This window comes from Streptomyces pratensis (genome assembly GCF_016804005.1).
GTDB classification, from domain to species: Bacteria; Actinomycetota; Actinomycetes; order Streptomycetales; family Streptomycetaceae; genus Streptomyces; species Streptomyces pratensis_A.
Genome location: NZ_CP051486.1, coordinates 4,070,443 through 4,095,543, shown reverse-complemented (window position 1 = coordinate 4,095,543; position 25,101 = coordinate 4,070,443). Strand labels below are relative to the sequence as shown.

At 72.1% G+C, this 25,101-nt stretch carries 8 protein-coding genes; all 8 read right to left on the bottom strand.

Annotated elements, in window-relative coordinates; translation table 11 throughout:
• The gene (locus HED23_RS16375; protein WP_203184134.1) at nucleotides 1-6,492 is read right to left on the bottom strand and encodes a non-ribosomal peptide synthetase; all 6,492 of its coding nucleotides are present in this window, start codon (nucleotides 6,490-6,492) and stop codon (nucleotides 1-3) included.
• A 10-nt stretch (nucleotides 6,493-6,502) separates the two neighbouring features.
• Nucleotides 6,503-9,631, bottom strand: a complete 3,129-nt coding sequence (locus HED23_RS16370) for a non-ribosomal peptide synthetase (protein ID WP_203184133.1) — start codon at nucleotides 9,629-9,631, stop codon at nucleotides 6,503-6,505.
• Nucleotides 9,631-10,692: a 2,3-diaminopropionate biosynthesis protein SbnA gene (gene sbnA / locus HED23_RS16365; protein WP_203187517.1), complete on the bottom strand. Its 1,062-nt coding sequence runs from the start codon at nucleotides 10,690-10,692 to the stop codon at nucleotides 9,631-9,633. Before sbnA ends, HED23_RS16370 begins: the two co-directional genes overlap by 1 nt.
• A gap of 1,140 nt (nucleotides 10,693-11,832) precedes the next feature.
• Complete coding sequence (locus tag HED23_RS16360) at nucleotides 11,833-13,668, bottom strand: hypothetical protein (protein WP_203184132.1); 1,836 nt, start codon at nucleotides 13,666-13,668, stop codon at nucleotides 11,833-11,835.
• Complete coding sequence (locus HED23_RS16355; RefSeq protein WP_420803036.1) at nucleotides 13,665-17,531, bottom strand: vWA domain-containing protein; 3,867 nt, start codon at nucleotides 17,529-17,531, stop codon at nucleotides 13,665-13,667. Before HED23_RS16355 ends, HED23_RS16360 begins: the two co-directional genes overlap by 4 nt.
• A gap of 3 nt (nucleotides 17,532-17,534) precedes the next feature.
• A complete protein-coding gene (locus HED23_RS16350; protein WP_203184131.1) occupies nucleotides 17,535-18,767 on the bottom strand; it encodes an ATP-binding protein in 1,233 nt (410 codons plus the stop codon).
• Nucleotides 18,764-23,956: a hypothetical protein gene (locus tag HED23_RS16345; protein WP_203184130.1), complete on the bottom strand. Its 5,193-nt coding sequence runs from the start codon at nucleotides 23,954-23,956 to the stop codon at nucleotides 18,764-18,766. The genes HED23_RS16350 and HED23_RS16345 overlap by 4 nt, the downstream gene beginning before the upstream one ends.
• A complete protein-coding gene (locus HED23_RS16340) occupies nucleotides 23,953-24,813 on the bottom strand; it encodes a DUF4132 domain-containing protein (protein ID WP_203184129.1) in 861 nt (286 codons plus the stop codon). The genes HED23_RS16345 and HED23_RS16340 overlap by 4 nt, the downstream gene beginning before the upstream one ends.
• Nucleotides 24,814-25,101: the final 288 nt, after the last annotated feature.

Here is a 25,101-nt window from a genome sequence, read left to right as displayed (position 1 = left end):
TCACATCCCCAGACCCGCGCGGAGGGCGGCTGCGATCCGCTCGGGGCGGGTCGTGTTCAGGTAGTGGCCGCCGTCGGCCCCGACCTCGACGCGTACGGCGTCGCTGAACAGCTCCCAGTTGCGTGCCGTCTCCTCGTGGCCCCGCGCCAGTGGGTCGTCCTCGGCCAGCAGGACGGTGAGCGGGCAGTCGAGACGGCTCGCGGGCAGCAGGGACAGAGCCTGGTGAAAGGCGCGCGTGGCCTGGGCCGTGTCGTACCTGAAGGCGCGGGCCAGGTCCGTTCGCTCCTTGGCCCCGAGGCCGGCGATGTCCTGGAGGCCGGTGTTGTCCACCAGCCAGGCCAGGATCTCCTCCTCCGACATGTCGACCACCTTGTTCGAGGCGTGCGCCGCGGGGTCCACGGACTTGAGCAGCTTGGCGATCACGAGCAGCCCTCGCACGTCCACCCGGCGCTCGCGAAGCAGTGGCACGGTGGCAAGACCGAGCGCGGATCCGGCGCAGTGGCCCAGCAGCATGACGGGGGTGCCGGCCGAGCGCTCTATCTCCTCGGCGAGTTGCTCCGCGAGCTGTTCCACCGGGACGGGAGCGAGACTGTCGTCCCGGTCACGTCCGGGCAGTTCCACCCCGAGCACACGGACCGGCGCCCCCGCCCCGGCGAGTTCCCTTGCGAGGGCGACGTAACTGACCGCGCTGCCTCCCGCGAAGGGCACACACACCACGGTGGCCCGGGGCCGGCCGTTCGCCGCGCCGCCCGCCGCCGCGGTGAGATCGACCAGGAGGTCCCGCCGGGTGCCGGCCTGCCGCACGAGCCCCCGCGCCAGATGCCGTGCCGTGGGACGGGCCAGCAGGTCCCGCAGCGAGATTCGCCCTTCGGTGGCCGCCGCGACCTTCATCGCGGCCAGTGAGTGGCCGCCGATCTCGAAGAAGTTGTCGGTGACACCGACGGTCTCCGGGGCGCGGCCCAGCACCTCTGCGAACAGGTCCCGCACCAGCCGCTCCTCCTCGTCCGCCGGAGGCACCACGTCCGTGCGGCCGGCGGCTGCCAGGTCGTGGCGTGCGAGAACCTTGCGGTCGACCTTGCCGTTCCCGGTGAGCGGGAACTCCGTCATGCGCACCAGGATCTCGGGGTGCATGTAGGCGGGCAGCGAAGCCGACAGAACGGCGTGGATCGTGGGCAGATCGGGTTCCGCCGCACCGCAGTAGAACGCCACGAGCCGCTTCTCACCCCGAAGGTCGCGGGCCAGGGTGACGGCGCCGTCCACTCCGGGCAGCCGTTCGAGGGCGCTGTCGATCTCGGACAGCTCGATGCGGTGGCCGCGCACCTTGACCTGGTGGTCGACCCGGCCGGCGCAGTCCAGGTTGCCGTCGGGCAGCCAGCGCCCCACGTCGCCGGTGCGGTACATGATCTGCGACCGGTCGTCGAGGGTGTTGGCGACGAAGACCGCTGCGGTGCGCTCCTCGTCGTTGACGTAGCCGAGTCCCACACCCGCGCCGGTCACGCAGACCTCGCCGTAACCACCGACGGGACGCGGCGCGTCATCGGGGCCCACGACATGGATGCCGGTGTTGACGACCGGCCGCCCGACAGGGGTTCGGGTGTCATGCACCGGGTGCTCGATGACGTGATGCGTGACGTCGTCGGACGCCTCCGTGGGACCGTACGCGTTGACGAGCGGGACGTCGTAGTGCGCGAACCAGCGGCGTGTCAGGCCGGGCGGCAGGGGTTCTCCGGTCACCATGTTGAACCGCAGGCCGGGCAGGCGTGCCGGCCGCTGTTCGACCTCCGTGAGCAGCGCGTCCAGGTAGGAGGGGACCACTTCGAGGATGGTGATGCCGTCCTCGCGCAGAGCCGCGAGGAACGCACCCGCCTCGACGATCTCGTCCTGACCGTAGATCACGGTGCTGCCGCCCGACATCCAGGCGACGAGCAACTGCCACACCGAGATGTCGAAGCACTGGGTGGCGATCTGCGCCACCCGGTCGGACTTGGAGAGCTTGAGGTCGATTTCCTTGGCCAGCAGGTGGTTCAGCATGCCCGAGTGGCGGATCGTCGCGCCCTTGGGCTCCCCGGTGGAACCGGAGGTGAAGATGATGTACGCGGCCTCGTCCGGCCCCGGCCGGGCGGCGGGCGCGGCCGGAGTGACCGAAGCGGCGTGTTCATAGGAGAGGACCTCGACGCCGTCGAGCCGTTCGCCCAGCACGCCCCGCAGACGGGCGGCATCCTCGTCGGCTGCGACGACATGGCGGCAGCCACTCCGGCGGAGCACCGAGGCGACGCGGTCGGCGGGGTAGGCGCGATCCTGCGGCAGATAGACGGCACCGCTCTTCAGCAGGGCGAGGACGGTCACTGCCCAGGCCGTGCCACGCGGCAGCATGGTCGTCACCACGTCGCCTGCCCGTACACCCCGCGTGGCGAGGAAGGCGCAGAGTCGGTCCGACTCCTCGTCCAGCCGGGCGTACGTCAGGACCTGCTCACCATTCCGCAGGGCGATGGCGTCGGGACGGCGCCGGACCGACGCGGCGAACGTGTCGACGAAGGTGCCATCGGGCAGCACTGTCCGGGGTCCGCCACTGAACTCCCGCAGCAGCGCCTGTTCCTCGGCGCTCATCAGCGAGGTGGCGCCGAGCGGCTGGTCGGGCTCGCTCGCCAGCAGGTTGAGGGCCTGGGTGTAGTAGCTCCCCATGCGTGCGGTCTGAGCCGCGTCGAGGACGCCCGGGTGGTAGTGGATGCTGAGCAGCACCTCGTCGGAGACCGCGTCCTGGGAGAACTCGGCACGGAAGGGGAACTCCGTCTGCGCATTGACGACGGAGCGGACCAGAGCGAACCCGTCCCGCTCACCAAGGCTCTTCAGCACGTGGAAGTGAGTGAAGTTGAAGACCGTCTCGAAGAGCATGTCCCGACTGCCGACCGCGCGCTTGATCTCCGCCATGGGGAAGCGGCGGTGCGGCAGCATGTCGCTCTCCGCCTCGTACGCCGAACGCGCCAGGTCGGCCCAGGTGCCGCCGTCCGGCAGGCGAACCCGAAACGGCACGGTGTTCAGGAACAGACCGGTGACGGTCTCGGCTCCCTCCGTCTCCGGACGTCCGGAGTGCTCGTAGCCGGTCAGGACGTCGTTCGTCCCGGCGACGAAACCGAGCACAGCGGTGTGCGCGGCGAGCAGCAGCGACTTGACCGGAAGGCGCAGCCGGTGCGCACGCTCGATCAGCCGCTCGGACAGCCCCTCGGGCAGGCCGACGTCATGGATGACGACCTCGGGAGGACCCTCACCCGGCTGTGGCTGGGCCCGGTGGCGCGGCAGCTGGGTGCTCTCCGCGTCCGTCATGAGGTCCAGCCAGAACGCGCGGTGTTCGCCGGAGTCCAGTGCCTGTCGCTCCAGGGAGATGAAGTCGCGGTAGGACACGGCGTACGCGGGAGTCTCGGGCTCTCGGCCGTCGAGCAGGGTGAAGTAGGCGGTGAAGAGGTCGCGGTGGATGGTGTTGACGCTCCAGCCGTCGAGGGCGGCGTCGTGGTAGCTGAGTGAGTACTGGAACTCCTCGGGTCCCAGCAGATGCAGGTGGACGCGGATCAGGTCGGCGGCGCCGTCGCCGAAGCCGTCGCGCAACTCCTGCCGGGAGAAAGCTTTCAGAGCTGCCTCGCGCTCGCCGGGGGACAGCGCGCGCAGGTCGTGCACAGTGAGCGGGGACGGGGCCTCGGCGTGCACGACCTGGATCGGCTCGCTGTAGCCGTGAAGGTGGAACGAGGTGCGGAAGACCGCATGACGGCCCGCGACATGTGCGACGGCCCGCTCGAACAGGCCGATGTCGACGCTCTCGGCGATGGGGTAGCTGAGGATGTCGTGGTACAGGCCCTCGACATCGCTGCGGGCTGCCTCGTAGATAAGGCCGACCTGCAGCTGGGACATCGGGTAGGCGTCGACCGAGCCCGGTGGCAGGGCTGCGCGGTCCGCCCGGGAGAGCAGTGCGAGCGGCTCGACCGGGTCCGGGGCCACGCTTCCGGCCCGGGCGGCTTCGCCGGTCTCGGCGACACCGGCCAGTTCGTTCACTGTCGGGTGGGCGAACAGCTCCTGGAAGGAGAACCGCAGGCCGGCGGCGCGGGCGCGCGCCAGGACGCCGATGAACTTGATCGAGTCACCGCCGAGGGCGAAGAAGTTGTCGTGGACGCCGACCGTCTCCACGCCGAGGACGTCGCTCCAGATGTCGGCGAGGGCCTGCTCGGTGGAGGTGCGCGGCGCCACGGTGGGAGCCTCGGTGTCCGGGCCGGTGCTGCCCGCGGGCACCGGCCGCGGCAGCGCCCGGAGATCGCGCTTGCCGTTGTGGTTGGTAGGGATGGCGTCGACCTCGACGATGTGCCGCGGAACCATGTAGGACGGCAGTTCCGCGGCGAGATGCCGGCGCAGCGCGTCGGAGCCGAAGCCTGCTGAGGCGACCACGTAGACGGCCAGGGACTTCTCCCCCGAGGTGTCCTCCACGGCGGTCGCGGCGCAGGAGGCGACGCCGGGACAGGCGCCCGCGACGTGCTCGATCTCGCCCAGTTCGATGCGGTATCCGCGAATCTTGACCTGGGTGTCGATGCGTCCGAGATATTCGATCGTCCCGTCGGGCAGGCGGCGCGCCAGGTCACCCGTGCGGTAGATGCGGCCGGCCGGCTGGAAGGGATGGGGTGGGAAGCGCTCCTCGGTCAGCTCGGGTGCGTTGAGGTAACCGCGTGCCAGACCCACGCCGGCGATGCACAGTTCGCCAGGGGTGCCCAGCGGCGCGTGGGCCCCGTCGCGGGTGAGGACGTAGAGGCGGATGTTGTCGATGGGGCGCCCGATGGGGATCGACCGCGTGCTGTCCACCGTGTCGCACGGCTGGTGGGTGACATCGACGGCTGCCTCGGTGGGGCCGTACAGGTTCACCAGCCGGGCAGAAGCGCCGATGACCTCATGGAACAGTTCGGCGTGCGCGACGGCGAGTGCCTCACCGCTGGCGAAGACCCGGCGCACGGTGCTCAGCCGGCCCTCGGCGCCGGTCGCCGAGACGTAGCGGAGGAACGCGTCGAGCATGGGGGGCACGAAGTGCAGTGTGGTCACACCGGCCGTGGCGATGCGCTCCACGATCCGCTCCGGGTTCTTCTCGTCGCCGCCCGGCAGGGTGGCCACGGAGGCGCCCGCGAGGGACCACCAGAAGATCTCCCACACGGATACGTCGAACGTGAAGGGCGTCTTGTGCAGGACGACGTCGTCGCTGCCCATCGGGTAGGCCCGCTGCATCCACCAGAGCCGGTTCACGATGGCGCGGTGCTCGACCATGACGCCCTTCGGCCTGCCCGTGGAGCCGGACGTGTAGATGACGTAGGCCAAGTCGTCCGGTCCGCTGAGGGGTTCGAGATCGCTCGCGTCGACGGTGTCGTCGTAGGCGGCCGTCACCTCGACCGTCCCACGGCCCGCGACGACCTCGCGGGTCGCGTCCTCGGTCACCACAAGGGCGGTTCCGCTGTGATCGAGGATGTAGTCGACGCGGTTGCGCGGCAGGGTGGGATCGACCGGCAGATAGGCGCCGCCCGCCTTGAGGATCGCGTAGATCGCGACCAGCATGCTCCTGGAACGTGGTACGCACACGCCCACGACGGTGCCGGCCTCCACACCGCGAGAGCGCAGCGCACGGGCGAGGCGGTTGGCAGCCGCATTCAGCTCGCCGTAGGTCGTGCCGTCGTCGGCGACGGCGATCGCCGACGGGTCGCCGGACGAGCGTTCCTCCAGGAAGCTGTGCAGTGTGCGGGTGTCCGGGAACGGCGCGTCGGTGTCGTTGAACTCGCCGGTGATCGCGGCGAGCTCGGACCCGTCGGCCGCGAGGTGTGACGCGAGAGGGGCCGCGGGGTCGGCGAGCAGCGCGGCGTACAGCGCGGCGTAGGTGTCGGCGAGCCGCTGGGCGGTGCCCGAGGTGAACAGGCTGGGGTCGCCGTGGACGGCGACCGTGTCGGCCCGCACATCGAACAGGACCGGACAGCCCGCTTGTTCGGCATGGTCCGGTGCGAGCTGGGAGTCCAGCGTGAGCATCATGTCGCTCGGCTGCTGCTGCTCGTGCCGCAGGAGAGCCTGGACGGGGATGTCCAGGTGCTCGGCCGCCTCCAGATAGTGCGCCCGCAGCGCGGTGAGCAGGCCGCGGCCGGTCTGACCCGCCGTGATGCGAACCGAGAGCGGAACGGCTGTGCTGTCGACGGGAACGAAGACGGTTACGTCCTGCCGGTCGGTGGCGCGGGCGGCCAGCAGCGCGAGCACCGTGCCTGCGAGCACCCGCTGCAGCATCGGGTCGCCGCCGGTGAGCTTGCCTGCGGCGGCGACCGCCGAGGGGGCGAGCGCCGCCTGCGCCTGCGCGCCGGCCTCGGGATCCCGGCGCAGATGGTCCCGGACCAGCACGGTCGGCTCGGACCAGGCATGCTGTTGTGCCCGCCAGTACGCGGCCTGCTCGGGGTGGGCGCGCAGCGCCTGCTGGAGTGCGATGACGTTACTCATGTAGCGGTCCCTAGAAAGCGAAGTCGGTGGCAGGTGCGGTGCGCGCGGTTGTCGGCGGCGCGGCGGACCTGGTTGCCGGCGGGAATACGGGGAGGCCGGGACGGTGCAGTACCTCGTCGAGGGTGGCCACGATCTGTTCCAGCAGCGACTCCGCCGACTGCCGGGTGAACAGAGCGGTCGAGTATTCGAGTTCGAGGCACAGACCCTGCGGGCGCTGGTGCGCCTGCAGGTTGAGGTCGAAGCGGTTGGTGCCGGGATGCGGCAGCGAGACCGTCACGCGGCGCCCGTGCTTACGGAAGACGTGGAAGTCGATGTTCTGGAGCGCGAAGAAGGCGTCGAAGAGCGCGTTGCGGCTCGGATTCCGCCGGGGCGCGACCTGTTCCACCAGCCGGTCGAAGGGATAGGCCTGGTGAGTCAGTCCGACGCGGTGCTCGCGACCTGCCTGGGCCAGCAGGTCACCCAGTGTCGCGCTGTCGTCGATCTGCAGGCGCAGCGCGACAGTGTTGACGAACATCCCGATCACACGGTCCAGATCGGGATGGACCCGCCCGCTCACCGGACAGCCGACGACAAGATCGCGTTGCCCGCTGAGCCGGGCCAGTACGGCGGCGTAAGCGATCAGCAGGACGGAGAAGTCGGTGACCGAGTGAGCGGCGGCGCAGCGACGCACCGCGTCCTGGCACGCCGTCCCCAGCTCGCTTCGCACCACGGCGCCCCGGGTGCTGCGGATGGCGGGGCGCGGGTGGTCCGTCGGCAGGTCCAGGGGCGGCGGGGCGTCCCGGAACCGCTCCAGCCAGTACGCGCGGTCCCGCGCGAACCGGCCGGTCTCGAGTTCGACGTCCAGCCACCGGCCGGCCGCGGCGTAGGTCGTGGCCGGCTCCTCCGGCCGGACACCCACGTAGAGGTCGAGGAGTTCGTCGACCAGGAGCGCGAGCGACACCCCGTCGAAGACGATGTGGTGAACGTCCAGGTACAGGCGGTCGTCACGCTCCCGGTCCTGCACGAGCAGAGCGCGTAGCAGGGGACCGTTCGCCAGGTCGAAGGGGCGGACGAACCGGGCGACGACGTCCTCGTCCGTCAACGCTCCCGAACCGGACAGGACCTCGAGCGGCACGTTCACGGAGCCCTGGACGAGCTGCCGCACCTGAGGCCTGCCCTGAGCGTCCATCTCGGTGACGAAGCGCGTGCGCAGAGCATCATGACGCTGCGTCAGCTGACGCAGCGCGGTCCGCAGCCGATCGGGGTCCAGGCGCCCGCTCACGTCCAGACGCGCCGGAACGTTGTACGCGAGCGACTCCTCGTCGACCTGCCACAGCACGTACATGCCACGCTGCTGAGGGTGCAGGGGCAGGTCACCGTCGACCAGTAGTTCCGGGATGGCTGCGAAGGCCTGAGGCTCGGCCTCCGCCACGCTGCGCGTCATGCCGCGCAGCGTGCGCGCGGAGAACAGCTCCTTGAAGCTCAACGCCATGCCCAGCACGCGCCCGATCCTGCTGATGAGTGCTCCGGCGGTGAGGGATGTCCCGCCCAGCTCGAAGAAGTCGCTGTCCGGGCCGATCACCTCTGGTTCGCAGTGCAGCACCTCCGCCCAGAGAACGGCCAGCTTCTCCTCTTCGCTGCTCAGCAGCCCGGCGAGCGGGTGCACGGAGGCGGCCGGAGCGGGCAGTTGGGCGGTGTCCACCTTGCCGTTGGCATTGAGCGGCAACCGGGGGACCCGCACGATCCGCTGCGGGCACATGTACGAGGGCATACGGCGCCTCAGCTCGCTGAGCACGACCTCCTCGTCGACCTCGCGGTCCGTGACCACGTAGCCGATCAGCCTCCTTCCTGCCGCGGAGTCCTGGACGCCGGTGTGCGCGTCGCGCACACCGGGGAGGCCCAGGAGGGCACTGTTGACCTCCTGAACCTCGACCCGGTGGCCGCGGATCTTGACCTGGCCGTCGCTGCGGCCGTGGAACGACAGGACGCCCGTGGAGTCCGCGCTGACCAGGTCGCCGGTGCGGTAGTAGCGCTCGCCGTCGAGCACGAGGAAACTCTTCGCCGTCGCCGAAGGGTTGTGCAGGTAGCCGCGTGCCAGCCCCAGCCCACCGGTGAACAGCTCGCCGATCTGTCCGGTCGGCACCGGACGCAGGTCGCTGTCGAGAACACGGGCGGTGGTCCCGGCGATCGGGCGGCCGATGGGAACGGCGGACTCGTAGGAACGCTCCACAGGGAAGACGGTCGTGAAGGTGGTGTTCTCGGTGGGGCCGTAGCCGTTGAGCAGCCGCAGGCCCGGGCAGGCTTCGAGCACCCGGTTCACGTGAGGGCAGGAAAGCGCGTCGCCCCCCACCAGGAGCGTGCCTAGGCCCTCGAACAGCAGGACGTCCTCGTCGACGAGCTGGTTGAAGAGCGGTGCGGTCAGCCAGAGGACCGTCGTCCGCGCCTGCTCCAGAGCACGCTTCAGACGCTGCGGGACGACGAGGGTCTCCTGGTCGACGATGTGCAGGACGGCCCCGTTCAGGAGTGCGCCCCAGATCTCGAAGGTCGAGGCGTCGAACTCCAGGGCTCCGGTCAGCAGGAAGCGCTCGTCCGGTGAGAACTCGAAGTAATCGGTGTCCTTGACCAGGCGCACCACCCCCCGGTGTTCCACCATGACGCCTTTGGGGCGTCCCGTGCTGCCCGAGGTGTACATCACGTACGCAAGGGCGTCCGCAGGGACGGCCTCCGGCAGTTCGCCGTCGGCCGGAGCGGCGTCATCGGCGAACAGGTCCGGGAACGTGCGTAAGGCGGTTCCCTCCGGGAGTGCCTGGCGCATGGTCTCAGCGGCCTCGGGGGCGCACACCACCAAGGGCGTACACGCGTCACCGAGCACACGACCGAGCCGCTCTGCGGGGAAGGCCGGGTTCACGGGGAGGTAGGCGCCACCTGCCAGGACGATCCCGAGCATGCAGACCACAGCGTCCGCGGAGCGCGGAAACGCCATGCCGACAAGGGTCTCGGGGCCGACCCCGAGCCCTCGCAGCCGACCGGCCACACGACGTGCCTCTTCACGCAGTTCCCGGTAGGTCAGCCGGTCGTCGCCGAAGACGACCGCTGTGCTGTCCGGTGACTGCTGTACCTGCTTCTCGAACAGTCCGATGATGCTGTGCTGCTCGGCCATCAGATGCCCCCCTGGCCGTCTGTCACCGGCACCGCCACACGGCGGGTGATCTGTGCGGCGCCACCGCCCAGATCGAACCGGTCCTTGACCCATTCGTCGTCGTAGATGGAATCCAGATAGCGTTCACCGAAATCCGGGGAGATGGCGACGGCCAGCATGTCGGCCCGTTCCGTGGATATCCGGTGCATCATTCCAGCGAGTACGGTTCCCGTGGACCCGCCGAAGAGATATCCGCGCCCCGCCATGGTCCGGCACATGCGGATGGTTTCCGCTTCCGGAACCATGATGATCTCGTCGATGACGCTCTCATCGACGATCTCCGGGCGTCGCCCCGTTCCGAGCCCGGGAATGTGTCTGGGGCCGGGGGGTCCGCCGAACGTCACGGAACCGATGCTGTCGACGGCGATGATCTTGGCCGGGTGCCCGACCTGCTTGAGATAGCGTGCGCACCCGGTGAGCGTGCCGGTCGTGCCCGCTCCGATGAACACCATCTCCGCGTCGGGGCAGGCACTCGCGATCGACGGGCCCGTGGTCTTGTAGTGAGCGAGCCAGTTGCTGTCGTTGGCGTATTGATTGAGCCACAGCACATCCGGGTCGCGGGCGCAGAGGTCGGCGACGAACCGCAGGCGGGCCCCGAGCAGACCCTCGACCGGATCTGGCTCCTCGATCACGACGACATCGGCCCCGTACGCCCGCATGAGACGGAGGTTGCGTTCGTTGCAGCGGTTGTCGGTGACGCAGGTGAAGTCGTAGCCGCGATGGGCGGCGATCATGGCGAGTGCCACGCCGAGGCTGCCCGAGGACGACTCGACGATGCGGCCACCCGGCTGCAGCAGCGCGGACCGTTCCGCGGCATCAACCATCTCGGCCGCAGCCTTGACCTTCACGGAACCCGTGAGGTTGAGGCCCTCGCATTTGAGATGCACGCGCCGGCCGAGGGATTGTGAAAGGTCGAGGTAAATACCGTCCGGAATGTATTCGGACGGGGAGGCTATTAAGTGAATGCCAGTTGAAGTTTGAACAAGTGGATCGCTTGACGCCCCATGGATTATCCCTGTCATCACTTTTCCGATTCAACCGCACTACGGACGCCAAACCGCCCCGCTGATGAGGTCACGGCCACACACGGAACGGGGAGCGATCGTGCGGCAGGGACGCGGAAACTGTAGCCGGACGATCCGACGAGGCGTGTGGCCGGATGGCGTGAAATATTCGGACGAACCTACGATTGGCTTGCCTTGTGGGTGTCGCTTCAGGGGTTTTGGCTTCCGGAAGTAAAAGCGATATGCCCCTATTATTCCATGGCCGTGTGTAATCGGGTGGACACGAAGGGTTCCGTGTGGCCTTTGGGGTGGGGATATGTGCGAGAGCGGGCAACACCCTGCCCCGTGCGTCGCGGGTTGCGTCCTCGCTGAGGCCTCGTGCGTCGGGGACGCTGCGCCGACGCGCTTTTCTGACCGGTTTTCTGAGGGTAGTGACTTTGCAACGACGAGTAACGACCGCACCCGACGGGTGGGCGGACGGCGAGGTGCTGAGACTGCTGAGGCAGGGCGAAGGTCTGCAGTGCCTGCGCTCGCCCGGCGTGCGGATCTGGGCCGGTGGCGCGCTGGGAGGTGTGTGCGGCGTGCAGTGGGGCCTGTGCCGCGCGTGTCACGTCGCTGACCAGCTCGAAGACATCGGGTCCGCATGATCGGGAGTTGACCACTTTCCCGTCAACGCCCACGGCCCCAGGCTGTCATCGGCTCCGCCCACCCGGAGGAGCGTGCCGAGACGTCCGTAAGCGCGTGAGCGGCTTGGGGTGACGGTGCAAACGATCTCCCTCGCCGACGGGCGGCCCGCCGCCGACTCCTGCCGGTTCGCCTGCCCCGCCCCTGCACGGCCACTTTCCGGCGGCCCGCCCCGGAATCGGCCGCGGGCCGCGGACAATCCCAGAAGCTGCCCTGGCAGCAGGCGGCCTGCTCCCAGCGCCCACGGCCCCCTTCAGCTCGCGTTGCCCCGGACTCGTGTCCGGTGGCGACGTCGAGCTCGTTCCGGGCAGCACCGTTGGGTTGGGCTGCTCGGTGCCCGTCGGAGTGCTGATCGTGGTCGTGGTGTTCACCGGAACCGTCCAGGACCGGCCGTGAGTTCCGGATGAGGTCCACGTCGGCCGGGACAAGTGGGTGCTGCCCGTACCGCGGAGGTGGCCTGCCCGCACCGGGCGGCTACGCCCCATCGGCCTGATCAGGCGGGGCGGGGAGCTTGTCCGGGGCGGCCGTGCCTTCTCCCGTCGGTTCCCAGGCGGCTGTGCACAGGGACTCGGATACGGCTGATGTGTAACGGGCGGCGGACAGCCAGTGGATGGCGAAGCCGTCGGTGTCGGCAGGGAGAAGGCGGCCGAAGTGGTCGCGTTCGCGTCGGGCCGCCGAGGCGCACAGGGCGCTGAGAAGGCCGGCGGCTGTGGGAAGGCCCGCCCGGCGGAGGCGGCCGGTCTCGGCCGAGACGTCGCCGAGCATGCCGAGGGCGGCGCGGCCCGCCGGGACCGTCTGTTCGACGCGTCGCTCCAGAAGGTGCAGGGGCGAGTGCGCGCCGGAGTCGCCGGGCTCCGGCGGGGCGGGGTGCACCTGAGCGTCCGGGACGGGAAGGTCCGCGCGGCGAAGACGGTCGAAGCCGAGGTCGATCGTGCCCTCACCGGTGGGGTGTGAGCAGGCGAGGAGAGCGAGCCTGGGGTGGAGCGCGGGTATCAGGCGGCCGATGATCCGCAGCCGCGTCCCTGGTGCCGTGGCCAGAAGCATCAGGTTGTCCCGGTGCGCCAGCGCGGGGTCGTCGTCGGCGACCGTGAGCCGGACGGCGATGCCGCCGTCGCACGACGCGAGCAGGCAGGTGCCGCCCTGCTCCCGTACGGGGCCGCGGAGTTCGACGTCCAGGAAGAGCAGGTCGCTGCCGCCGGCGTCCGGGTCCGCGTAGCGGGATGTGGACCGAAGAGCCTGTGTGGCCTGTTGAAACGGTGGCATCTCCCACAGGGCGGCGAGCGGTGGCTCCGTCCACCCCGCGCCCCGGGCGGTGACAGCCCTGACAGCCTTTCCGGCGCCCAGTCTGCCGTCCGGCGATACCGTCGCCCCCGAGACCGCCAGCCCCGCCCGGCCCAGTTCCCGGTGGGTGAGCGCGCTCTCGCCGAGGCGCACAGCCCGGTCGGCCACGCCCAGGGCGCGCCCGACACCGCCGGGTGCCACGTCGCCGACGGTGAAGAGCCGGCCGTCGGGTCCGGCCACCCAGGTGCGGACGCCGCCGTGTCCCGAGTCGGTGACCACGGGTTCGGTGAACAGGCCGTACAGGCGAAGCGAGCCGTCAGGGCTGTACGGCCTGCGTGACCGACCCCTGACGGCGGCCAGCTCCGCACCGGAGGCGATTCCCACCCGGTGCGCGGTTCCCAGGAGTTCGGCCAACGCCGTGACGAGGCCTGCGGTGCGGTAGGACGGATCCCCTGCCCGGGCCGCGCGCAGCAGCGTGACGACGGACAGAGCGGCACCCGCGACCCGTGGCAGGTGCTGGAGCCGGGCGGTGTGCGCGGCGCGCAGGAGCGCCGCTTGGGCGACCGCACCGGCCCCGTCGACACCCGCCTCCAGCACGGCCGCAGCTGCCGACCACACGGCGCCGGCCGCGGCACGCTGGGCCGGGCTCGCCACGTCGGGCGCGGGCACGGTGTCGTCGGTGGGCGATGCGGATTCGACCACAGGCGGATCCGGTTGCCCTGCGGGCTCCGGGGCCGGGTCCGCCGTGGGTGCGGCACAGGCGGCAGCCGCGCGGTGGACGCAGGCCGGGGCGAGGAGACAGTCACACGTGATGGAGTCCGCCGTCGCCACCACGCCGCCCGGGGCGTGCAGGCGCAGATCTGTCTCCTCGTCCACCGCGATCGTCACCGTGTCCCCTTCGCGGTGCGCCGGGCGAGCGCCGAGCTTGGTGACCGCTGCGTCCAGCCGCTTGCGCAGCCGGGGCGAGAGGTCTTCCACCAGGGTGGCCGTGACCTCCGGCGCGACGGGGGGCAACTGGGCGGTGCTCATGCGGTCTTCTCCCCTATCCAGCGGGCCAGTTCGAGTGGGCTGAGCGCGGCCACGGGCATACCTGCGGCCACGAGCTGGCCGGCGACACCCGTCGAGTAGCGGGGACGGCCCGCGTCGTCGAGGCTCGCGCACCCGAGGACGTGGGCCCCGGTGGCTACCAGGGCCCGCACCTCGGCCAGCAGTCCGCCGACCGGGGCGCCCTCCTCGAAGTCGCTGATGACGACGACGAGGGTCCGGGTGGGCACCGTGATCAGGCTGCGCGCGTGCCGCATCCCGGCGGCGATGTGCGTTCCGCCGCCCACGCTCACCTCCAGCAGGAGGGAGAGGGGATCGTGCACGTGGCCGGTCAGGTCGACGACCTCGGTGGAGAACGCGAGGAAGTGGGTGCTCAGGGCCGGCACACCGGCCAGCACCGAGGCGGTCAGCGCGGACCAGATCGTGGACGCCTCCATGGATCCGGAGACGTCGGTGACCAGGATCAGGCGCCAGTCGGCGGACCGGCGGGCCCGGCTGCGGAACACGGGCTTCTCGGGAATCACCTGAACCGATCCGTCGGCCGTCCGGCGGGCGGTGGCCAGATTGGCGCGCAGCGTCCGCGCCAGGTCCAGCCGGCCGCCCGGGCGGCGGGTCGGCCTGGCCAGCATGGTGCCGGTGAGGGCGGGCCGCAGCCGGGTGGCGAGCTGCCTGGTCAGTTCGTCGACCAGACGGCGGACCAGGGGCCGGAGCGCCGCCAGACGCGCCTCGGGGAGGCCGCCTGCGTAGCGCAGGACCGTACGGAGCAGTTCCACGGAGGGTGTGGCAGCCGCCGGGTCCATCTCGGCGAGGACGTCCTGTCGGCCGGTCGCGGCAGCGGCGGCGAGGACTTCCTCGCGGACGCCTGGGCCGAACAGCGCGGCCAGCTCCTCGGACCACTCGCGGACACCGGGAAACGGCGCCTCCCGGCCTCCACGTCGGCCACTGCCCTGGCCGGGCATGCCGCCACGTGACCCCTCGCCGCGTCCTTCGCCGTACAGCTCGTCCAAGGCGGTCGCCAGACGGGCGGCGGCGGACGGCAGTTGATCGGGGCGTCGACCGAGCACGAGCCGCCACCGGTCGGCGGGCGCGAGGGTCCGCGCGGGGGTGGCCCCTGTGGAGCCGACATGCGCGGGTACGGGGGCGGAGGAGGTGTCCGCCCCGGCGGAGGGTGCGCTGGTGAGGGATGCCGGGGTGTCGGGTGGGGGCGTGGCGAGGTGTTCCGACTGCGGCGGGAACCGGTCGTCGTGCGCGGGGGGCGGTACGGGCAGGCCTAGGCCCATGAGGAGTTCGCGGGCCGAGAGGTCTGCGGCCGTTCGGGCCGCCAGGGCGGCGGGGTCGTCGGCGTCGAGGCTGTCCACCCGTTCGCCGAGCCTCTCCTCGACGGTGTCCAGCAGCCGGTCACGCGCGGCCGGGCTGAGGGTGTCGAAGCCGCCGCGCAGGGCGGGCAGCCGTGCCAGGAAAGCGGCGTCGTCAAGCTCGACGACACGGTGCAGCAGTGGATCCAGGGTGCCGGATCCGACGGTCAGGAGCGGGCCCGCAGCCGTCAGGACGCCGATGAGGCGTGCGGTGAGCGTGGCCCGTGAGGCGCTGTCGACTGCGCCGTCCACCCAGGAGGCGACGCGCACTCCGAAGGCCTCGGCCTCCTCGTGGCCCGTGAGTACCCGGACGGCCCCGGCGGCCGCGGCGATCAGCGGGGTGCCGTCGGCGGCCAGCCGGACGAGGGCGTCGGTGAGCCGGATTCCCCCCAACCGGTCTGCGCGCTGGGCCAGTTCGAGCAGGGCACGAGCGTCCTCGGGCTCCTCCGAGCCGGTGAGGCCGTCGACCTGACGTACCGCCGCCGAGGTCAGCAGTTCCGCCGCGTGCGCGATGCGGGCAGCACGGGCGGAGACGGTGGGGGACGCGGAGGCGGCGGGACCGGCCGGGTCCTCGGTGGAGCCGGAGGCCGACGGAGCGTCGGGGGCGGCCTGACCCGGCAGGCTGCCGGCTGTGAGGCGGTCCAGGAGGTCGAGCCCGGTGAGGATTTCGGGAAGGGTGCCGCTGGAGGGAAGCACGGCCGCCAGTTCCGTGAGCCGTTCGCCGGCCAAGTCGGGGAGCCCGCACTCCGCGGCCTCCGTGAGGCCCCTCACGACCTGGGCGGCCGTAGGGCCCCCTTCGGCGCGCTCGGCCGCGTGCCGCTGCCGCAACACCCCCTCGGCCGCCTGGGCCGCGGTGACGCCGCGGGCCCCGGCCGCGGTCAGCATCGCTGCCGTCGCCGGGGTCCACCTCACGTGCCATCGAGTCGTCAGCCCTTCCGAGCCCGCAGCTCCGGTCACCGCCTGTTCCTGGGCGTAGGGGATGCCGCACACCGTCAGCCTGCGCAGGAGAAGCTCGCGGCGCCCGTCGAGGGCGGATCGGGCCGGGTCCAGACGGAGATCACGTGGCGTCCTCTCATGGGCGTCCTCCGGGCCGGGGAGCGAGAGCGCCGCGGTCTCGGCCTCCACGGCCGGACCCAGGCCGCTGCGCGGAGCGGCGGGTGCGGGCCGTCCGGTGCGGGCTCCGACGAGTACGCGTTCGAGGGCCTGGGCGACGGCTCTGCCGGTGCCGTAGGTCTCGCCGCGCCCGAGCACCGTCTGCACGGCCTCCAGGAACTCGCCGCGACCCGGGGCGGGCAGTTCGCGCAGGCGCGCCAGGTCTCCGGCGACCCGGACGACCTCCCGGGCGTCCGCCGGGCCGTAGGGGTGACCCTGTTCGCGCAGGGAGGTGCAGACACGGACCGCGGTGCGGATCAGTGTCTCGTGCAGCGCCGCCGGGGAACCGGCGGCCTCCAGGACGGTCTGCTGCCACTCCGGGTCCCTGATGCCTGCCGGGTATCCGGACCGTGAGTCGAGGAGTGGGTACGCGTACGGGATCAGGGAGACCGTGCACCCCGACCCGGCGCCGGCCGCCTGGCTGTCCGCATCCGGCTCGCGCCGGTCGCCGGACGTTGCCCGCTCACGTGAGGCGGGTGCCCCGGCGGCCGCGGGGGCGGACGACAGCAGTGCCGGGGTGTGGAAGGCACCCACCACCACGGCGGGCCGCCGCCCGCTCGCCAGGGCCTCGGCGACATGTCCGCGCATACAGTCCTCGCGCACGAGGTCCCGGCCGTCCACGCCGCCCGTCGCCTCGGCCTCGTACCGCAGCGCCCAGCCGGTGAGGAGGGCGGCGCGGCGGAGCGCCTCCGGTGTCGAACCGGGTGCCGGTGCCTCCACCAGCCGGTCCCACAGGTCGTCGCCGTCGCGGCCGGTGAGCCGGGACCGGAGGGCGGCGGACAGCCCGTGGCCCTCCCCCCGCACGGGTGCGGAACCGGGGCCGGGGGTGTCCGGCCCGCCCCGTGCCCAGGTCCGGTCGGCCAGCGGCAGATCGCAGGCCACGGCCGGGACGCCGTTCCGTGCCGCCCAGCGCAGGGCGACCAGTTCGGGCGAGAAGTCCGCGAACGGGTAGAAGGCGGGGCCTCGTTCGCCGGCCGCCGGGGTTCCGTCGCCCGGCACGGCGGCCAGCGCCACCGGAGCCTCGGTCTCCTCGTGGGCGAGCCACCCCAGCCAGGGCTGGAACTCGGCAGGCAGCTCGACGAGGAGGAGGTCGGGGGCCGCCGCGTCCAGGAGCGCCGGCAGGGCGGCCGCGAGCGAAGGCGCGTGGTGGCGTACCCCGATCAGGAACGGCAGCCCGGGTCCGGTCGCCGCGAGGGCCGCGACCGCCGCCTCCGGAGAGGTGGGCCCGGCCGCCGGGCCCTGGGGTGCACCGGTGGGCGGCACCTCGGTGCCTGGTGACGTGTCAGCGGTGGGCGACGGGCCGGCGGCGGCCCACATGGCGCGGGTGATCGGCTGGCTCATCCGTCAGCTCTCCAGTACCGCGCGAAGCTCCCACAGGGCACGCCAGGTGGCCGACCCCTGCTCCGCGCGCCTGCGTACCGGCCCGTCCCAGTACCCCAGCAGCCGTGCCGCGTCGGCGGGGTCGTCCTTGCGTACGACGCCGAGCAGATGGCCGGGCAGGAGGGAGAGCACGTCACGGTCGCCGGGGAAGTAGGCGGTGGCCAGGCCCAGGGCTCCCGCCACGGACACCGCCTCCGCCGTGCTCATCACAGTGGAGGGGCGCTCGACCTCCCAGCCTTCCGCCGAGCGGCCGTCGCGCAGGTCCCGGAAGGCGGTGACGAGCGCTTCGAGAACCGCGTCGTCCACCTGGTAGGCGGCACCCGCCCGTTCGACGGCCGCCCGCGACTGGCGCCGGACGAGTGCCGTCTCGGCGTCCACGTCCCCGATCGGGCCCACCGTCTCGAAGTTGAAGCGCCGTTTCAGTGCGGCTGACATCTCCGAGACGCCCTTGTCCCGAAGGTTGGCGGTGGCGATCAGGGTGAATCCGGGGGCCGCGTGCACCTGGGCGCCCTCGCTTCCCGCGAGTTCGGGCACCGCGATCCGCCGCTCGGACAGCAGTGACACCAGCGCGTCCTGGACCTCGGGGAGGCAACGGGTGACCTCCTCGACACGGGCGACGGCGCCCCGGGTCATGGCGGTGAGCACCGGGGAGGGCACCAGGGCCTGTTCGGTGGGGCCCTGGGCGAGCAGCAGCGCGTAGTTCCAGCCGTACTTGAGCTGGTCCTCGGTGGTGCCCGCGGTGCCCTGCACGGTGAGCCCGCTGGTCCCGCAGACGGCCGCCGACAGCAGTTCGGAGAGCATGGACTTGGCGGTGCCGGGTTCCCCGACCAGCAGCAGTCCGCGCTCACCGGCCAGGGTGACCACGCAGCGTTCGATCAAGGCTCGTTCGCCTACGAACTTCTGCTCGATCACCAAGCGGCGCGGTACTCCGGCGTCCGGCCGCGCGGACTTCGGCAGGCCGAGCGCCTCGCCCGCGCTGCCCATCACGAAGGTGACGACCGCGCGAGGAGTGAGCAGCCAGCCTGGCGGGCGAGGCCCCGAGTCATGGGCGGCGAGGAATGCCAGCTCGGTGGCGTACCGGTCCTCCGGCGGGGTGACCTGGCGGTTCTCCCGGCCCGAGGCCCCGACAGGGGGTGTCGCCCGGTCCGGGACCCCCGTGCGGGTGCTCTCGGTGGTTGTCGTGGTGTCGCTCGTCATCGGCGGCGGCCCTTCCGGGGTGCGCGGGTTTCCAGTTCTTCGAAGGCGGGGGCGTCGCCGCCCCTGGCCCGTGCCCAAGCCATGGCGAACAGCTCGGGCAGGGGGACGTCAGGCAGGGTCCGGGCGTGCCCTGCCACGGGGTACAGCCGTTCCTTCCAGGTCTCCAGCGGCAGACCGGGCGCACCGCGTTCGAGCCAGCCGCAGGGGAGGAACAGGGTGCGGCCGGCGCGGGAGCGCTTGGCCTCCACCACGAGGTCGGTGAGCGCGAGCTCCGCCCGGGCCTTCTTGATCCGTGCGGGCTTCCACTCCGTCCAGCGGGCGCAGTTGCGGTCCGTCGGGTCGGGCAGGGCGAGCAGCATCAGGTAGAGGGCGGCGCCGTCGGCGCTCAGCCCGAGGGCTGCGGCGGCCTCGGCCACCAGATCCGGCACCGCGCGCGTCGGGTCCTGGGCAGGGTGCTGCGGGGTGCCGACGGGGGAGCCGGCCGAGACCAGGGCGTCGACGTCCTTGCCCAGCAGGGTCCGCAGGGCACGGAGTTCACCCACCCGGTACTGCGCGACGGTGCCCTCGACCAGGCCGAACGCCGGGTCCTCAGGACCTTCCAGGAGGGCCGGCCGGATCAGGAGCTTCTCGTGGCTGCCGTGGCCGGCTGCGAGGAGCAGCGCCGCACCGGCCCGGACCAGGCCGTCGGGCCCCGCGCCGCCGGACTCGGGAAGCTGGTGGGCGGCCCGGACCACGGAGCCGATCGAGTCGCCCGCCTCGGTCCAGTCCAGCCCGAGGTCCAGCAGCAGATCCGGGTCGGCGAGGGTGCGGCGCAAGGCCGCGAGCCCGACGGGCAGGTGCGCCCGCAGCGGGTGTCCGTACGGCAGCGTGTAGGCGAGGGTCCGCAGAGCAGTCAGGGCGGAGGAGAGCGAGCCGTGGGCGCTCACCCGGCGCAGGCCGGGCCGGCCGGAGCCGTCCTCGACAGGGGAGCCGTGGCCCAGCCATATCCGGGAGCCCGGGTTCAGGACCAGGTCGACGGCGCCGGGAGTGGTGCCCGACAGGTCGAGGTCCAGCTCCTCGGGGACGCGGACGAGGGAGGCCAGACGGGCCTGCCAGACCTCGGCGGCGGCCCGGACGTCCGGGCCCGTGGTCCATAGCTCGGCAGGGTCGCCGGGCAGCAACGCCTGGACCAGGGCGTGGCGGTCGGCGCGGGGCAGTGCGTTCAGCCTGGCCTGGGCCGCCTCGAAGGCACGGGTCTTCGCCCCGAGCAGCCCGAGCGTCTCGGCGCTCGGCTCGTCGACGGCTGCCGACACCAGGGCCGCGGACTGGAGGGGACCTATCCCGGTGGCCGTGTGGAAGGCCTCGGCGGCCTCCGGACGCCAGGGCGCCGCGCCCCGCTCCCGTACCAGGGTGGTGAGCCGGGTGAGCCTGGCGCGATCGATGCCCTGCCGGTGGATGCGCTCGTGGTCCAGGGTGAAGCCGGGAACGGGACCGAACGCACCGGTGGGGTCGTGGTCCAGGGCCAGCCAGCGTGCCGCGTCGTTCCGGGAGTTACGGCCTCGCTCGGCGAGTACGACGACGGTGCGGGCGCCCTTGCGCAGCACCTGGCCGAGCCGGTGCACGGCCTCGGGGCGTCCCTGTCCGGGCGTTCCGCCGTACGGCTCGACGAGTTCCACCTGTCGGACCGTGCCGGCCGGGTCCGCCAGCGGGCCCTCGGCGAGTGAGTCGAGCAGGACCACGAGACCTGCTCGGTGCTCGGGCGAGGTGGTCGCCGAGGCTGCCCGGTATGCCAGTTCGGGCAGTTTGCCGAGCAGGGACGTCCAGTCCTGGGACTGACCGGGGACGGTGTGCTCGTCCCGCTGCCAGCCGTCCACGGGGGTGAACGGGACCTTGGACGGCACGGGCGGGCCGAAGGCCGGTTCCCCGCTCAGCACGTGGTTGACGGCGAGGATCTGCCGGATGGTGGTCCACCGGCCTGCCGTTCCCCACCAGCCGCCGGACACGCGCTCGGAACCCCAGCCGGTGGCGTGCAGAAGTGTCGCGTCGTCGCCGTGCTCGGGCGAGCGGTCGGAGAACATGTCCTGGATTCGCGTGGTGTTCCGGGGCACGGCGGGCTGAGGCGGTTCCAGATAACGGGCGGCCGAGACGGCCTTGTCCACCGCGTCACGGACGAGCGCGGTGACGCCCGCGAGGAGCCGCGCGTCGGACACCTCGGGCAGCACGCCGGCGACGGCTTCCAGGCTCACCTCACGCGACGAGGGCCCCGTGTAGTCCTGCACGGCACGGGAAGCTTCGAGCTGCCGGACGACCGCGGTGGCGACCTCCTTGAACAGTTCTTCCGCCCGGGAGTCCGTCAGGTTCCGCAGGGCGGCGGAGCCCTGCTCGTCCCTGGGGCGCATGGCATGCCAGTAGGCGACGGGAGGGACGTAAGGGGTGCCCGCGGCGACGTTGCTCCCTGTGGAGCCGGCGACGACGGACCAGAGGCTTCCGCCCGTGCCCTCGGAATCGACCGGGTGGGCCTCGACCGATCGCCCGGCAAGGGCCATGACGGGGCGCGATCCGCCGGGGAGGGTGAGGGCGCCGAGCGGCACGGGGGAGCCGTCGGGCAGAGGGGCCGACAGGGTGACCGTGTGGCCGTCGGGGGTACCCGCGACGATCCGGTGCCCGTCCGCGGGGGCAGACATACCCGGTTCGGTCACCGTGCGGCGGACCCAGCGGCCGAGGACCGTGCCGTCCGTGCCGAACGGGGTGTTCTCCAGACCTGGCTGGAGCGGCAGCACCTGGCAGTGTTCGGTGAGCAGCCGGGTGCCGTCCTGCACTCCGGAGTGGAGGAAGGCGGGCAGCGAGGCACGGCCGTGCGTGCCGCTGACGGGGTCGTACTCCAGCCAGACCCGCCGCGTGCCCTGGTGGCCGTCCCGCCAGTGACCGGTGCCGTCGGAGAGGACGGCGCGCTGCGGCGGGACGGAGGTGTCGCCCGCGTGCAGGGCCTTGCCGCCCGTGGCCCGCCCGCCGCCGGGCAGTGGCAGGCAGACGTCGTCGGAGGGACCGGAGGAACCCCAGCGGGGGATCTGCTCGCCGGCGACGGTGAACACCTCGGCGGGGCGGTGCGACCAGTAGCCGCGCTGCTTGCCGTCCTCCCACCAGATGACGAGCAACTCGCCGTCGGCGTGACGGAAGGCGGGATGCCGCCAGTGGTCGGCGGTGGACGGCAGCCGCAGGGTGTGCCGCAGCAGAACACCTTCCGGACCTACGACGACGGCGCGTTCCCGGGTGTTCAGGATCAGCGCGGGCCAGGCCCCGGTGACACCGACCCCCTCCGTCCGGTGACCCCGCTGACGCGTGGCCGCCACCTCCGTGGCCAGTTCGGCGTACGTCTCGTCGAGCGCGGGCCAGCCCAGTTCGTCGAGCACGCCGGTGCGCAGGGTCGAGGCGAGCAGCGGCACGACATCGTGGGCGTCGAGGAGCCGCACCGCCTCCGGGGCGACCTCCGCGGCCACGGAGCGGAACGCCGAGAGCTTGTTGAGGGCGGTCCTCAGTCCAGGAAGCCCGCGCGCGGCCGTGTACTCCTCGGCGCATGCGGTCAACCACTCCCGCAGGATCACCGACAGCACCGGATGCGCCGCCAGTTTCGCCATGCCGGCGTCGTCCAGCCGCTGGCCTCGTTCGCCGAGGCCTCCGACGGTCCGGCTCAGCAGGGCACGGAAGACCGGCCGTTCCGCGACGGCGGTGAGATCCCGCGCTCCGGGCTCGGTGTCGGTGAGCCAGGAGCCGAGCGGGACGCCGGGGCCCCGCGCAGTGCCCGTGTCATGGTCGTCCGGCTCGGCGACCGGGATGCCGGAGGCCAGGCAGAGGTCGAGGAGGTCCAGGTCGGCGGTGCGTCGCCAGCGGCCCTGGAACAGCTCGACGGGGCGCCCGTCGGCGCGCAGCCGGTCCGCCATCCGGGCGGCCAGGTCGAGGGTCTGCGGGCTGCGGCCGGAGGTGGCCCGGTTGCGTCGGCGGTGCGCCTCCCAGCGACCGAGCCAGTCCGCCGGGGAGACCGACGGGTCACTGAGGGCCGCGGAATCGGAGGTGTCCGCGAGCGCGGTCAGCAGATCTTCGGCGCCGGAATCGGCCAGCAGCACGAGCCAGTCGTTCTCGGCGTCGGTGTGCCGGCCGCTCTCGCTGAAAGTCTCCGGGAAGAAGCCGAGGAGCCGGGCGCGGACGGCCGCCTCCCCTCGGGCGAGGGTGACGAGCGGGGAACGGTAGGCCGTCCAGAACGAGGCGGGGGCGCGGACGATTCCCGGGGAGCCGATCAGATCGGCCACCAACTCGCGTTCGGCGGCCTCGCGGTCCAGCCCGGCTGCCTTGACCAGCGCGCGCACGTCCTGCGGCAGCGCCGCGTACGGTGGCATGCCGGCGGCGCAGCGCTCGACCAGCAGACGCCGGAACTGTGCCCAGGCGTCCGCCGGCGCGAGCCGGGCCACCAGGTCGCGCACGTACTGCCGCAGTGCCTTGACGGTCAGCGCGCCGGCGAAGGCGAACTCGAGGAAGACAGCCCGCTGCCGGTCCTCGTCCACGACCAGCCCGTGCACCCGTTCGGCCTCGCGGGCCTTGCCGAAGAAGGAGGCGGCGTAGCTGGTGTTCTCCGCCTGGAGGAAGAGCCGCGCCACCTGCTCGTAATACGTGGGGAGGAAGTGGGGCACGGCCCGGCCGAGCCGGGTGCCGAGTGCGTCGAAGCCCTCCTTGGCTGCTCCGGCGCGGCTCCGGGCCTGCCGCCCCAGGCGCTCGATGTCCTTCACCAGGGCCAGGGCGTGGTGCCCGTTGGCAGGGTCGTTGACCAGGGCCCAGGCCGGGAAGCCCAGCGTTTCGCGGCGCACCTGGCCCACGACGGGCGTCTCTTCGGTCCGGGCCAGCCCGAGGAACTCCAGGGCCAGGTCCTCGGCCTCGCCGAGCGTGGCGGGCACGAGCCGGACCACCGGGCGGTCGCCGAGGGCGGTGTGCGTGTAGGTGCGGGCGGTCAGCGCGTCGGCGTCGTCCCGGCGGGTGGAACCGGCCGGGAGGACCGCACCCGCGTCCATCAGGGCCGCTGTCCGGGCCTCGGCGGCAGGGGCGGAGGTGCCTTCGTCACGGGCCTGGCAGGGGAGGGCCACCGTGTTCGCTTCGGTCGTGTTCACGTCGGTGTCCGTCGTCGTCGGATTGATCGTCGTTGTCTTCGTCGTCGTGGTGTTCATGCCGCCTGCTCCTCGTCCTCCACGTCACGGCCGGCATAGAGCGCCGCCGCCATGCGCATGCCTTCGGACCAGGTGACAGGTCCTGTCTCGGCGGCCGTCAACGCGCGCCCCGTGGGGTCGGTCCAGCCCAGGGGGCCCGTCTCCGTGTCGTACTCGCCGTATCCGTCGTGCTCGCCGATCCAGATGCGCGCCTCGGAGGTGACGCCGTCCTCGACGACCGGGCAGACCGCGTACCCGCCGCGCGACCGGTACCCGAGCTGGGTGACGCGGCCGTGCAGGAACCGCAGTTCCTTGAACACTCCGCCGGCGTAGGTGTCGACGGAGGTGGTGTCCGGGGCGAGGCCCTGCGGGCGGTGCCATACCTCGCGGAACAGCTGCTCGACGTTCTGGCGCACCTCCAGTTCGACCGCGAATTCCCGCAGGTCGTCGAGGTCGTCGAGGAGGACGGGGTGAGGCACTCTGACGACCTCCGGGGTGATGCGGACCGTGTCGCCGTCCAGGTCGACGAGCCCGAGACCGCGCGTGGGGTCGACATCGCGCAGGAACCCGGCGACCCCGCCGTCCGTGCCGGTCACCACCACGTCCCGCAGTGCCGCCTGCCACGCCGGGTCGGGCCAGACCCGGGCGAGAACAGCGGTGGGAACGGGCAGCGAACGCACCATCCACTGTTCGACGTCGGTCAGGCACCGGCGCTCGTGCCGCTCGAGCCACTCGGTCAACTGCTGGAGCCCGACGACCGCCGGATCTTCCTTCAGTTTGGCCGGGACGGACTTCAGCCGCCGGCCCTTCCCGTTGCGGCACACCACCTTGCCCGCCTCCAGGGCGACTTCGTAGTCGCCCGCCGGTACCCACCCCATGCGCTGTTCTCCCCGTCGTTCCGGACGCCGCCGGTCTGGCGGCACGTTGATTGGACCCGTCGACGGCGACGCACCGTGACGAGTGGAAGAGACTCTAGGCGTACCCAGTGACAATGAGTTCGGGGTCCGTCCGCCTGGTCGTACGGGGAGGTGGCGGAAGCGGCCGGGAAACGGTGCGCAGTACGGGTGGCGAATGCCTCGCACCGGGTCCAGCGCCCGAGCCGGAGCCCGCGTCCTCCGTGCGAGCGCCGGCCGTACAGGCGAAGCGGCGTCCGAAGCCACCTTGCA